This is a genomic window from Arthrobacter sp. ZBG10 (genome assembly GCF_001238605.1).
Taxonomy (GTDB): domain Bacteria; phylum Actinomycetota; class Actinomycetes; order Actinomycetales; family Micrococcaceae; genus Arthrobacter.
The window spans coordinates 1-12,251 of sequence record NZ_LFQH01000095.1 but is presented as its reverse complement, the minus strand read 5'-3'; the positions used below and the strand labels follow the sequence as shown (position 1 = coordinate 12,251).

Annotated in this window: 14 protein-coding genes; 9 read left to right on the top strand and 5 right to left on the bottom strand. The window is 66.9% G+C overall.

Annotated features, from left to right (window positions below; translation table 11 throughout):
• Nucleotides 1-73: 73 nt before the first annotated feature.
• The 3 genes from ACU18_RS17990 to ACU18_RS17980 are packed head-to-tail and all read right to left on the bottom strand — an operon-like array spanning nucleotide 74 to nucleotide 2,691.
• On the bottom strand, nucleotides 74-1,267 hold the full coding sequence (locus tag ACU18_RS17990) for an acetyl-CoA acetyltransferase (RefSeq protein WP_050687849.1): 1,194 nt from the start codon (nucleotides 1,265-1,267) through the stop codon (nucleotides 74-76).
• The gene (locus ACU18_RS17985; protein WP_050687848.1) at nucleotides 1,264-1,938 is read right to left on the bottom strand and encodes a 3-oxoacid CoA-transferase subunit B; all 675 of its coding nucleotides are present in this window, start codon (nucleotides 1,936-1,938) and stop codon (nucleotides 1,264-1,266) included. The genes ACU18_RS17990 and ACU18_RS17985 overlap by 4 nt, the downstream gene beginning before the upstream one ends.
• Before the next feature lie 36 nt (nucleotides 1,939-1,974).
• Nucleotides 1,975-2,691 carry a CoA transferase subunit A gene (locus tag ACU18_RS17980; RefSeq protein ID WP_050687847.1) on the bottom strand — a complete coding sequence of 239 codons (717 nt, stop codon included), beginning with the start codon at nucleotides 2,689-2,691 and terminating at the stop codon, nucleotides 1,975-1,977.
• Nucleotides 2,692-2,864: 173 nt separating this feature from the next.
• Here ACU18_RS17980 and ACU18_RS17975 point away from each other — a divergent pair, with 173 nt between their 5' ends.
• Nucleotides 2,865-3,659, top strand: coding sequence for an IclR family transcriptional regulator (locus tag ACU18_RS17975; protein WP_050687846.1), 795 nt, complete (start codon nucleotides 2,865-2,867; stop codon nucleotides 3,657-3,659).
• A gap of 108 nt (nucleotides 3,660-3,767) precedes the next feature.
• Here the strand turns inward: ACU18_RS17975 and nadE are convergent, their stop codons facing one another.
• Nucleotides 3,768-4,592: an ammonia-dependent NAD(+) synthetase gene (gene nadE, locus ACU18_RS17970; RefSeq protein ID WP_050687845.1), complete on the bottom strand. Its 825-nt coding sequence runs from the start codon at nucleotides 4,590-4,592 to the stop codon at nucleotides 3,768-3,770.
• A gap of 74 nt (nucleotides 4,593-4,666) precedes the next feature.
• On the opposite strand from nadE, the gene pyrE reads away from it, so the two are divergent.
• The 4 genes from pyrE to ACU18_RS17950 all read left to right on the top strand — a co-directional run bounded on the left by pyrE (nucleotide 4,667) and on the right by ACU18_RS17950 (nucleotide 7,932).
• Nucleotides 4,667-5,251 (top strand): orotate phosphoribosyltransferase, encoded by a 585-nt coding sequence (gene pyrE, locus ACU18_RS17965; protein ID WP_050687844.1) that lies wholly within the window; start codon nucleotides 4,667-4,669, stop codon nucleotides 5,249-5,251.
• Between the two features lie 106 nt (nucleotides 5,252-5,357).
• Nucleotides 5,358-6,122 (top strand): GAF and ANTAR domain-containing protein, encoded by a 765-nt coding sequence (locus ACU18_RS17960; RefSeq protein ID WP_050687843.1) that lies wholly within the window; start codon nucleotides 5,358-5,360, stop codon nucleotides 6,120-6,122.
• An 86-nt stretch (nucleotides 6,123-6,208) separates the two neighbouring features.
• On the top strand, nucleotides 6,209-6,823 hold the full coding sequence (locus tag ACU18_RS17955) for a hypothetical protein (RefSeq protein WP_050687842.1): 615 nt from the start codon (nucleotides 6,209-6,211) through the stop codon (nucleotides 6,821-6,823).
• Between the two features lie 68 nt (nucleotides 6,824-6,891).
• The gene (locus ACU18_RS17950) at nucleotides 6,892-7,932 is read left to right on the top strand and encodes an alpha/beta fold hydrolase (protein WP_050687841.1); all 1,041 of its coding nucleotides are present in this window, start codon (nucleotides 6,892-6,894) and stop codon (nucleotides 7,930-7,932) included.
• On the opposite strand, the gene ACU18_RS17945 is transcribed toward ACU18_RS17950, so the two are convergent.
• The gene (locus ACU18_RS17945) at nucleotides 7,929-8,759 is read right to left on the bottom strand and encodes an HAD-IIA family hydrolase (RefSeq protein ID WP_050687840.1); all 831 of its coding nucleotides are present in this window, start codon (nucleotides 8,757-8,759) and stop codon (nucleotides 7,929-7,931) included. The genes ACU18_RS17950 and ACU18_RS17945 overlap by 4 nt on opposite strands.
• Before the next feature lie 62 nt (nucleotides 8,760-8,821).
• Here ACU18_RS17945 and ACU18_RS17940 point away from each other — a divergent pair, with 62 nt between their 5' ends.
• From ACU18_RS17940 to ACU18_RS17925, 4 genes are all read left to right on the top strand, one after another.
• Nucleotides 8,822-9,487, top strand: coding sequence for a TrmH family RNA methyltransferase (locus ACU18_RS17940; protein WP_050687839.1), 666 nt, complete (start codon nucleotides 8,822-8,824; stop codon nucleotides 9,485-9,487).
• Nucleotides 9,488-9,730: 243 nt separating this feature from the next.
• Nucleotides 9,731-10,564, top strand: a complete 834-nt coding sequence (locus tag ACU18_RS17935; RefSeq protein WP_231686133.1) for a hypothetical protein — start codon at nucleotides 9,731-9,733, stop codon at nucleotides 10,562-10,564.
• A 171-nt stretch (nucleotides 10,565-10,735) separates the two neighbouring features.
• Nucleotides 10,736-11,755: a class II fructose-bisphosphate aldolase gene (fbaA, locus tag ACU18_RS17930; RefSeq protein WP_050687837.1), complete on the top strand. Its 1,020-nt coding sequence runs from the start codon at nucleotides 10,736-10,738 to the stop codon at nucleotides 11,753-11,755.
• Complete coding sequence (locus ACU18_RS17925; protein ID WP_050687836.1) at nucleotides 11,756-12,178, top strand: DUF3151 domain-containing protein; 423 nt, start codon at nucleotides 11,756-11,758, stop codon at nucleotides 12,176-12,178. It begins immediately after the preceding gene.
• Nucleotides 12,179-12,251 lie beyond the last annotated feature (73 nt).

Genomic DNA, 12,251 nt, shown 5'->3' with positions numbered 1-12,251 from the left:
GCGCCGCCTTTTGAAGGCGGCGCGCCGCCGTCGTGCTCCCAAGGTGGGGAAGTCCAGTGGCAGGTGCGGACGCTCAGGTGGCTTCGAGGACGCTGACGTAGTTGGCGATGCCAACCCCGCCCATGTTCTGCACGGCAGCCCGGCGAGGGGTCGCCAGCTGCATGCCGCCGGCCGTCCCGGTGAGCTGCATGGCGGCGATGACGTGCTGGGACACACCGGTGGCGCCCACCGGATGGCCCTTCGCCTTCAGCCCGCCGGAGACGTTGATGGGCAGTTTGCCGTCTTTGTGGACCCAGCCCTCCCGGACGGCGCGGGCGCCCTGGCCGGGTTCGGTGAGGCCCATGGCCTCGTACATGATGAGCTCGGCAATGGTGAAGCAGTCGTGGACTTCGGCGAAATCCAGGTCCTCAAGTCCGACGCCGGCCATCCCCAGGGCGCGCTGCCAGGACATCCGGGTCGCTTCGAAAGCCGTGGGGTCGCGGCGGTCGGCCGGGAAGAAGTCGTTGGCCTGGCCGAAGCCTGCCAGCCGGACAGGGTCCGTGGCCCCTCCCGTGGGTGCCGTGGACAGGACCACGGCGGCGGCACCGTCCGAGACGGGGGAGCAGTCGGTGCGGCGCAGCGGATCGGCCACCATTGGGTTGCGGTCCGAGACGGTGCGGCAGAACTCCTCGCCGAGGTCCTTCCGGAGCTGCGCGTACGGGTTGTCCACACCATTGCGGTGGTTCTTCGCGGCGATGGAACCCAGGACGTCACCCAGGTTGCCTGCCTCGCCGTAACGCTTCCCGTAGTGCTTGGCCACCTCCGCAAACAAGCCGGTGAAGCCCGTGCTGGAAGCCTTACCTGCCATGTCATAGTCCGCGCCGAGGAGGGCCGCGCCCACCACGTCAGCGCCGGCATGGGTCATCTTTTCAGCGCCGATCACCAGCACCGTCTTCGCCGTTCCGGCCAGCAGGGACTTGGTGCCCTGCTGGAACGCCGCCGAGCCCGAGGCGCATGCGTTTTCCACCCGGGTGGCGGGGACGTTGGCCAGCTGGTCCGAAACCTGCAGGGCCAGCGAGGACGGGAACGCCAGCGGCATCATGCCGGAGTTGAACTGGCCCAGGTAGATCTCATCGATCCGGCCGGGCTCGATGCCTGCAGTGGTGATCGCCTCGGTGGCCACCTGGACGATGAGGGACTCAAGCGTCTGGTCGGTGAGTTTGCCGAACTGGCTGTGGCCCCACCCGGTGAGGAGGACGTCCTTGCCGAACTGTTCCTGCAGGCTCATGCCGGGACTCCTTCACTGTCCAGCGCCACGGCGAAGTCCGCCCCCGTCTTTTCCCGGATCCCGGCCACGGTGACCCCCGGCGCCAGCCGGGTGAGCGTGAGGAGCCGCCCGCCGCCGTCGTCCGCTGCCGGCAGGTCAAAGACGGCGAGGTCGCTGATGATCCGGTCCACGCACGCCAGCCCGGTCAGCGGCAGGGTGCATTCCGGCACGATCTTGGCGGTACCGTCCTTGGCGTTGTGTTCGGTCAGGACCACCACGCGCGGCGTCCCGGCGACCAGGTCCATGGCCCCGCCCATGCCTTTGACCATCTTGCCGGGGATGGTCCAGTTGGCCAGGTCCCCGGCGGCGGAGACCTGCATGGCCCCGAGGATGGCGACCTTCACGTGGCCGCCCCGGATCATGCCGAAGGAGGTGGCGGAGTCGAAGATGCTGCCGCCCGGGAGCACTGTCACCGTCTGCTTGCCGGCGTTGATGAGGTCCGCGTCCTCCTCGCCCTCGAACGGGAACGGGCCCATGCCCAGCAGGCCGTTTTCACTTTGCAGGACCACCCGCACGCCCTCGGGCAGGTTGTTGGCCACCAGCGTGGGGATGCCGATGCCCAGGTTCACGTAGTCGCCGTCGTTCAATTCTTCGGCCGCAATCGCAGCCATCTCATCCCTGGTCCAGGCCATGGGGTCTCCTTTTGTGTGGGTGGAAGCGGGTGTTGTTCAGGCGGGGACGGCTGCGGCGGCGCGTGTCCTGACGGTGCGCTGCTCGATGTCCTTGACCCGGTTGGCGGCCTGCACCAGGTGCTGGACAAAAACGCCGGGCGTCACAACGTGGTTGGGATCGAGGGCGCCCGGTTCCACCACCACTTCCGCCTCTGCGATGGTCACCAGCCCTGCTGTGGCCACCACGGGGTTGAAGTTCCGGGCCGTGTAGCGGTACACGAGGTTGCCGTCGGTGTCCGCGGTGTGCGCGTGGACCAGGGCCACGTCCGCCCGGATGGCGAGCTCGCGGACATAGGTGGCGCCGTCGAAATCCTCCAGCGGTTTGCCCTCGGCCACAAGCGTGCCCACGCCGGTCCGGGTGTAAAACGCCGGGATGCCCGCGCCGCCGGCGCGCAGCCGCTCCGCGAGGGTTCCCTGCGGGGTGAACTCCACCTCGAGGCGGCCGGCCAGGTACTGCTCGGCGAAAAGCTTGTTTTCGCCCACGTAGGAGGCAATAACCTTCCGGACCTGGCCGGATTCGATCAGGATACCCAGCCCCTTCCCGTCCACGCCCATGTTGTTGGACACCACCGTCAGGTCCCGGACGCCGGAATCCCTGACGGCCTCAATCAGGTCAGCGGGAATACCGCTGAGCCCAAACCCGCCCACGGCCACGGTGATCCCGTCCTGCAGGACCCCCGCCAGGGCAGCGGCGGCGGATGTTTGAAGTTTCATGGCGTCTCCTCATTGAGAATGGGTATCCATTTTATGGACACTTTGTCTGGAGATGGACGCTACGGGCCGGGCTGAAGCGCTGTCAAGGATGCCAGAAGCCTATTCAGAGCCAGTTTTTACAGTGTGGACGCTACACTGACAACTATCCATATTGTGGACAGAAAGTTGGATTTATGAGTAACGGACCCGTGCAGGGAGCCCAGGTTGTCGGCCGGGTCGCCGGACTGCTCCGGCTGGCCGGACGCAGTGCGGGGGGCATGTCCCTCGCCGGTATGGTCCGGGAATCCGGACTGACCCGGCCAACCGTGCACCGGCTGCTGTCCTCGCTGGCCGCCGAAGGGCTGCTGGACCACGACCCCGCCACCGGCAACTGGACGCTGGGGCCGGAAATCCTGCTGATGGGTTCGGTGGCTGCGACCCGATTCCCGTTGGAGGACCTGGCCCGCCCCGGCCTGCGCCGGCTGGCCGAGGCCACGGGGGAGAGTGCGTTCTTCTCCATCCGGCGGGGCACGGAAACTGTGTGCCTGCTGCGGGAGGAAGGCAGCTTCCCGGTCCGCTCCTTTGTGCTGCATGAGGGCGTCCGGTTCCCGTTGGGGGTGGCATCGGCCGGGACGGCGATCATGGCCTTCCTCCCCGAATCCGAGCAGGCGGAGCTGCTGGGAAACTGGCCCGCCCACGCAGGAACGTTCGCCGACCACCACACTCCGGCGGTGGTCCGGGACAACCTGGCCAGGACCCGGCAGGCCGGCTATTCGGTCAATCCCGGGCTGGTCCTGGAAGGCAGCTGGGGCATGGGAGCGGCCGTCTTCGACAGGTCCGGCCAGCCTGCGTGGGCGTTATCCCTGACCGGTATTGAGCAGCGTTTCCGCAGCGGGCGCCAGGAGGAACTGGGCGGACTGCTGATGGCGGAGGCGCACCGCATCAGCCAGCAGCTCGCCGGCGGGGACCCCGGCCAGCCGCCCCGCTGAGTCTCCCCGGCTTTGCCGGCCCCCGACGGCGGCGTGCCGGCTTATCGGGCCAACCCGCCGCCGTCGGGCACCAAAGATGGGGAATTCCAGCGGCAAGTCAGCCCTGGCTTACTGCTTCCACCAGGAGTCGAAGATGGTCACCGGAACGGTGCGCTTGTGGCGGGTCCGCAGGTACTTCTGCTCGATGGCCTCCGCCGCCGCTTCCGGAATCTCCCGGCCCTCAAGGTAGTCATCGATCTGGTCATAGGTCAGGCCCAGTTCGTCCTCGTCGGTACGGCCGGGAGTGCCGTCCAGCAGGTCCGCGGTGGGCACCTTTTCCCAGACCCGCGCCGGGGCGCCGAGCTCGGCCAGCAGCGCCCGGTTCTGCCGTTTGTTCAGGCCGAACAACGGCAGGATGTCGGCGCCGCCGTCGCCGTACTTGGTGAAGAACCCGGTGACGGACTCGGCGCCGTGGTCAGTGCCGATCACCAGGTAGTTGTGCTCACCGGCCAGGGCATACTGGGCGATCATCCGGGTCCGGGCCTTGGTGTTGCCCTTGTGGAAGTCGGAAATTCCGCTTCCCACCGTCTTTTCGAACTCATCCTCAAAGCCGTCCACGGCCGCGGAAATGTTGAAGGTCCACTCCGTTTTGGCCTTGATGAAGTCCAACGCAGCCTGCGCGTCCGCCTCGTCATGCTGGACACCGTAGGGGAGCCTGACCGCCACAAAATTGGCCTCCAGGCCCTCGGCCTCAAGTTCCTGGACGGCCAACTGCGCCAGCCGGCCCGCCAGCGACGAGTCCAGCCCGCCGGAAATGCCGAGCACAAAGCCCTTGGTGGAGGTGGCGCGGAGGTATTCCTTCAGGAACGTCACGCGCCGGCGCACCTCCCCGGCGGGATCAATCCGGGGCAGCACGCCCATTTCTTCGATGATGGTGGCCTGGAGTTCGCGCATGCCACCCAGCCTAGCCAGCAATGTCAACAGCACCCAACCTCCTGCACCGGCCGGCCCCGACTAAACTGGAGCCCATGACTTCACCCCGTGACACTGCCGCAGACGCTGCCGCCGCCCGCACCCGCCTCCTCGAACTGATCAAGGAACTCGCCGTGGTCCGCGGCAAGGTGATCCTCTCCAGCGGCGCCGAAGCCGACTACTACATCGACCTGCGCCGCATTACCCTGCACCACGAGGCCGCCAAGCTGGTGGGCCAGGTCATGCTGGGCCTGGTGGACGACGCCGGCATCAGCTTCGAGTGCGCCGGTGGCCTGACCATGGGCGCCGACCCCGTGGGCACCGCCGTGATGCACTCCGCCGTTGACGCGGGACGCACCGTCGACGCGTTTGTGGTCCGCAAGGCGCAGAAGTCCTATGGCATGGGCCGGCAGGTGGAAGGCCCCTCAGTGGAAGGCCGGAACGTGCTGGTACTTGAGGACACCTCCACCACCGGCGGGTCGGCGCTGGCCGCCGTCGAGGGTGTGCGGAAGGCCGGCGGCAACGTGGTGGCAGTCGCCGTCATCGTGGACCGGGACACCGGCGCCAAGGAAAAGATCGAAGCCGAAACCGGCGTCCCTTACCTGTTCGCGTTCGGCAAGGACGAGCTGGGACTTTCCTAGCCGGCGCCGGCCGGGCACTACGTTGCCCGGCCGGCGGGGTTGGCCTGGGGCTGCCCGCTGATTTATCATGTGCTTTACCCGTGCGTAGCCCTTGGAGAACGTGACCATGCCCAGCCCCCAACAGCCTTTGACTGCCAATGACCAGGTTCAGAACCTCATCCTGGACAGCGCGGATTTTGAGGACTTCCTCAACGAACTGGCACGCTTTTCAGCACACCAGGTAGCCGGCACCGGCGACGACGCACTGTGCGGCATCACCCTGCTCCGGGACCGCAAAGCCGCCACCATCGGCTGGAGCAGCGATTCCGCACGCGAAGTGGACGAAATCCAGTACTCCCTTTCCCAGGGCCCGTGCCTCACGGCGGCCAAGGAGGAACGCGAAGTCCACGTCCCCGACCTCCACCGCGAAAACCGCTGGGGCCCCGACTACGCCACGGCGGTGGCCTCCCACGGGCTGCGTTCCGTCCTGTCCGTGCCGTTCAACCTGCAGGGCGAAGCCAAGGCAGCCCTGAACCTGTACTCCGACGTGCCCAACAAGTTTGATGAAAAAGCCACCGCCAAGGCCCGCGGCTTCACCCGGGAAATTTCCCAGGCGCTGCGGCTGGCCGTCCGCTTCTCGCTGCACACGGACAGCGCCGCGAACCTCCGGGCCACCCTGGAATCGCGGACCATCATCGACATCGCCGTTGGCATCGTGATGGCCCAGAACCGCTGCAGCCAGAAAGCAGCGGTCACCATCCTCACCGAGGCGGCCAGCAACAGCAACACCAAGCTGCGGGACATCGCCCGGTCCCTGGTGGACTCCGTGGGTGGCATGGGGACGCGCACCCACTTCCAGGAGCCGGGCCTGCAGGCGGACCAGCCGGCCTGACCTGTGAGGTTGTGCCCGGCTCCGCCGGAGGGTTACGCTTATCGAGGTTGAGCCGTCGGCCATAGACACCCTTTTTTGGAGTACCTATGGACCGTTCCCTCGACGCCCTCGTTAATCTGGACGTCCCCGCTGACCTCGTCCGCATCGAGATATGCGGCAGCCTCAACCAGGATTCCCGCGCCGACCTTGTCCACATGATCCGGCGGGTCCGCCGCATGGGCATCCGCTCGCACATCCGCGTGGACCTTTCCCGTGCCATCATCGTGGAGTCCTCGGCCCTGGCCGGACTCCGCAGCGACCTCAACTCGCTGGAGTCCAACGCCTTGACGGGGACCGCCGGCTCAGGCGTGGCTTTGCATCTCACCCCAGCCGCCGAGGACTGGACCGGCGGACAGCACAGGACGCCCCTGACCGTGGTGGACGACGACGTCCCCACCCCCACGGACGGGCCGGACTTTTCGGGCGCCTTCAGGGTCCCCGCCGAGCGGTTGGAAGGGCTGTACGGCCGGAATTTGGCGGAATATTCGAACGACGAGCTGCTGGCCGCCAGCGATTCCCTTTTCGCACTGCTGGACGTCCCGCAGGCGTTTTCCGGCTCCGACCTGCTGGGCAGATACGACGACATCTGCGCGGAGCTGCAGCGGCGGCAGGAAGACCACGATTCCCGGGTCCCGGCCGTGGAGAGCCAAAGCGCCAGCTGACCCGCACGCCGCGGCCTGATAGCCCTCCCTATGGCGTAGGCATCGCAGGGTGTGACTACGGTAGAAGTGTGCCGTATGAGGGGGAGGTCAATCCGCAGGACAGGCGTGGGTCCGCAGCGGCCCGCTACCTGGCGGAGGCCGCTGCCCTGAAACGCTTCTCCCGGCGCGGGTTTTTCGCCGGCGCCGGCGCCGCCGGCGTGCTGGCGGCGGACATGCTCTTCACCAGGCAGGTCCAGTCCCAGCGCCGCGTCAACAAGATCCTGGACGTCCCAGACGACTTTGCGGACGCCTACTATCCGGATGCCGGCTGGTTCCTCTTTCCCGGCTACAAAACCAGCTGGGAGGAAGCCCAGTGGATCCTCAATGTCCTCCGGGGAGCGTTGAATAAACGGGCCCGGCTGGCCGCCGTCGGCTATTCGAACCTCGGGTTGGACATCAACGACGTGGTCATCGCCGTCATCGAATACGTCCGGGCCCAGAAACTGACCAAGCTTTTCTTCTACGGGCACAGCTTCGGCGGGATGGTGGCCACCCAGGTGGCGGCCCGGTTGCTGGAGATCCACGGTGTGCAGGTGGAGTTCATCCTGCTGGACTCCAGCCCCTTTAACCGGACGGACGTGCTGGACCAAAGCTGGTTCGACGGCGTTGTGTACCTCTACGAGCACGGCTTCCGGTTCCCGTCGGCCCTGCGCGGCAGCTACGAGCTGGGGGAGCGGGTCATCCACAAGAACGAACGGAGCTGGCGCCAGATCCTGGACCAGACGCTGGAGCAGCTGTCGCCGATCGCACCCTCCAGCGTTCTGGTGCAGACCGAATCGGCGTACATCTACCACTTCGACGGCACCAGGTTCGCAGGGAAGCTGGGCACCGCGAAGATGGCCTTCATCGGCAGCCCGGGCGACCGGACCGTTCGCTACCAGACCGCGGTGGCCAGTTGGGCTTCGGTGTTCCGGGACAACATGGTTTCGTCCGGCCTGCAGACGGTGGGCGCCGCCCCCGCCCACGCCAGCCCGGGGTGGAACCCCAACATCTACCGCCCCATCATCACGGAGCTGCTGGACAGCAACTTTCCGCTGCCGCGGGGCGGCGGACGCGTCTCCGTGTTCTAGATCTGGTCCTTCAGGTCCGCCACGGAATTGAGGACCTGGTTGGGCCGGAAGGGGTAGGCGGCGATTTCGTCGCGCTGGGTGATGCCGCTGAGCACCAGGACCGTGTGCAGGCCGGCTTCCATCCCGGCGATGATGTCCGTGTCCATCCGGTCCCCGATCATGGCTGTGGTCTCGGAGTGGGCGTCGATCTGGTTCATGGCGGACCGGAACATCATGGGGTTGGGCTTGCCCACCACATAGGGCTCCCGGCCCGTGGCCTTGGTGATGAGGGCTGCGATCGCCCCGGTGGCCGGCATGGGACCGTCCTTGGACGGACCGGTGGCATCGGGGTTGGTGGCGATGAAGCGCGCTCCGGCCAGGATCAGGCGGATGGCCATGGTGATGGCCTCGAAGGAATACGTGCGCGTCTCGCCGAGGACCACAAAGTCCGGGTCCTGGTCGGTAAGGATAAAGCCTGCCTCATGCAGCGCCGTCGTCAGCCCTGCCTCACCGATCGTGTAGGCGCGGTTGCCGGACCCGGAACCCTGCACCTGGTCCTTGAGGAACTGGGCGGTGGCCAGGGCCGAGGTCCAGATGTTTTCCTCAGGGACGTGCAGCCCCGACGCGTGCAGCCGTGCCGCCAGGTCGCGGGGCGTAAAAATGGAGTTGTTGGTCAGCACCAGGAAGCGCTTGGACGTGTCCACCCAGCGCTGGATCAGCTCGGCGGCCCCCGGAACCGCCTGGTTCTCGTGCACCAGCACCCCGTCCATGTCCGTGAGCCAGCACTCGATTTCCAGGCCGTTGCGATACACCGCCGGTGATCCCTTGACCTCGTCCGCTTCTGCCATGCCTAACCTCCGAATGTGATGTAACCCCGAAAGGTCCAGTCTAGTGTTGAGGGGTGAATCAAATGCCCGGTACCACCGGCGGACCCCAGCCCGAACCAGAGGACACGCACGAGGCCAAGGCGGAGGTCGGCGTCGGGCCCTGGGAAGGTGAGCTGCCCGACGGGGACCACTGGGACCCTGACCTCCTGGCGGACGGCGACCGCCGCAACGTCCTGGACAAGTACCGGTACTGGAAGCACGAGGCCATCGTGGCGGAGTTGGACTCCCGGCGCCACAACTTCCACGTGGCCATCGAGAACTGGCAGCACGACCTGAACATCGGGACCGTGGTGCGCACCGCGAACGCGTTCCTGGCCAAGGAAGTGCACATCATCGGGCGGCGCCGGTGGAACCGGCGGGGCGCCATGGTCACCGACCGGTACCAGCACGTCCGGCACCACCCCACCGTTGACGACTTTGTGGCCTGGGCGCAGGGCGAGGGCCTGGCCATCATCGGCGTGGACATTTTTCCGGACTCCGTGCCGCTGGAAACCTACGAGCTGCCGCGCGACTGCGTGCTGGTCTTCGGCCAGGAGGGCCCGGGCCTGACCCCCGAAGTTCACGAGGCCGCCGTCGCCACCCTTTCGATCGAACAGTTCGGTTCCACCCGGTCCATCAACGCGGCCTCGGCGGCCGCCATCGCCATGCACGCGTGGGTTCGCCGGCACGTGTTTGGCCAGCCCACCTGACCACCGATCCCCCGCGAGATGGCACTTCGCGGCAGTCGCAGCGCCCGGGACTGCCGCGAAGTGCCATCTCGCGGTGCTGGCGACGGCTTGGGCTGTGGATAACTCAGGAGCCGTGCTTTGAGCGGACCAGAATGAGGTATGCGCAGGGTCCTGCTTCCAGCCCATCTGACCACAGGTTCCTTTTCACTGCGGGCTTCGGACAAGGCTGGAGTGACCCGCACGCGTACGGCTGCGGGAGACTTGGTGACCGTTTCCCGGGGCGTCCGGGTTCCGTTGCTTTCGGCAGCGGCCGGAGCGGCAGCACTGCGCGCCTACACGGACCTGGACGACACCTCGATCCTCGTCTCTCTTTCCGCAGCGCACGTGTGGGGTGCGCCGCTCCCGCCCGGCTGCGGTGCTGATTGGCGCATCCATCTTGCCCGGCGCCGCGGCTTCAGTTTTCCGCGGCGGGTCAACGTGGTGGGACACGTGCTGACGTTCCTGCCCGGGGAAGTGGTGGAGTACGACGGCGTCCGCCTCACCTCGCCTGCCAGGACCTGGCTTGACCTGGCTGCCCTGCTGTCGCTGGAAGACCTTGTGGCCGTGGGCGATTTCCTTGTGTGTGCCCACGGGAAAAGCTTCCCCGTACCCCGGGACGCCATCTGCAGCGCCCAGGACCTGCGCGCCATCGCCGCCCGGCACCCGGGGATGCGGGGCATCAAGACTGCCCGGGCGGCGCTGGACATGGTGCGGGTGGGCGCCGACTCCGCGGCGGAAACCAGGATGCGGCTGGCCCTGGTGGAGGCCGGGCTTCCTGAGCCGACCCTGAATCACGTCCTCTGGGGTCCGCGGGGCGCGCCCGAGGTGTGGCCGGACGCTGCCTACCCGGAGTGGGGTATCGCCCTGCAGTATGACGGCTCACATCACGCCGGCCGGGAACAGTACCTGCGGGACCTGGTCCGGCACGATCGGACGGTTGCCTTGGGCTGGATCGAAGTCCGTGTGGGGCGCCACCACCTTGAAGGCGAGCGTCCCGCCGTCGTTCCCTTGGTCCGGCGTGCGCTCCAAAGCCGCGGCTGGGCGCGAGATGGCAGTTAACGGCAGTCCCTGACGCCGCGACTGCCGCGAAGTGCCATCTCGCGAGGGAGTGTTACCGGAGCCGGACCCGAAACGTTGCGCCGGAGCGGATATCGCTAGGATGGTGCCTAGCCGTAAGCGGTCTACTCCAGGGCCATCGGCCCATAGACGAATCACAGCATAGGAGTCAGCATGCCCATTGCAACCCCAGAGATCTATTCCGAGATGATCGACCGTGCAAAGGCGGGCGGCTTCGCGTTCCCCGCCGTCAACGTGACGTCCTCGCAGACGCTGAACGCCGCCCTCCGCGGCTTCGCTGACGCCGAGTCTGATGGCATCATCCAGGTCTCCACCGGCGGTGCCGCGTACTGGTCCGGCGCTTCCACCAAGGACATGGTTGCCGGTTCCCTGGGCTTTGCGGCGTTCGCCCGCGAAGTGGCCAAGAACTACGGCGTCAACGTGGCCCTGCACACCGACCACTGCCCCAAGGACAAGCTGGACGGCTTTGTGCTGCCGCTGCTGGCTGCTTCCGAAGCCGAGGTCAAGGCCGGCCGGAACCCGCTGTTCAACTCCCATATGTGGGACGGCTCCGCTGAAACCCTGCAGGAAAACCTGCGGATCGCACGCGAACTGCTGGAGCGCACCGCTGCCGCGAAGATGATCCTCGAAGTTGAAATCGGCACCGTTGGTGGCGAGGAAGACGGTGTGGAGAACGAGATCAACGAAAAGCTCTACACCACGGTTGAGGACGCACTGGCCACCGTTGAGGCGCTGGGCGCCGGCGAGCACGGCCGCTACATCACCGCCCTGACGTTCGGCAACGTCCATGGCGTCTACAAGCCCGGTGGCGTAAAGCTGCGCCCGGAGATCCTCAAGGACATCCAGGCCCAGGTGGGTGCACGGATCGGCAAGGAAAACCCGTTCGACCTGGTGTTCCACGGCGGTTCCGGCTCCTCGGACCAGGAAATCGCGGACGCCGTCTCCTACGGCACCATCAAGATGAACATCGACACGGACACCCAGTACGCCTTCACGCGTCCCGTGGCGGGCCACATGCTCAGCAACTACGACGGCGTCCTGAAGGTCGACGGCGAAGTCGGCAACAAAAAGACCTACGACCCCCGCGTCTGGGGCGCTGCCGCCGAAGCCGGCCTCGCTGCCCGCGTGGTCGAAGCGACCAAGCAGCTCGGTTCGGCCGGGAAGACCTTCTAAATGTCGGATGAGTTCCGCCGCAACCTCATGGGCCCCGAGCCCACGCTGCTGCCTGCCGAGACCGAGGTCAACGAGCAGCTGGCGGCCGGCCACGAAGCGCTGGACCTGGTGGCGCAGCACCCCACGTCGTCGCTGCTGTGGGCCGTCCTGGCCGAGGAGGCGTGGGCCGAAGGGCGCACCATCGACTCCTACGCCTACTCGCGGGTGGGCTACCACCGCGGGCTGGACACGCTGCGCCGCAACGGCTGGCGCGGGGTGGGCCCCATCCCGTGGGAGCACGAGCCCAACCGCGGTTTCCTGCGGGCCCTGCACTCACTGGGCCGGGCCTCGGCTGCCATCGGCGAAGCCGAAGAGCCGGAGCGGATCGAGAAGTTCCTGACGGACTCGGACCCCACAGCGAAGGCTGCCATCGAGGGCAAGTAAGCAAAAACCAGGCGCGGAGCCCTCAGGGGCTCCGCGTTTTGGCGTTAAAGAGTACGACGGCGGGCGGTGACCT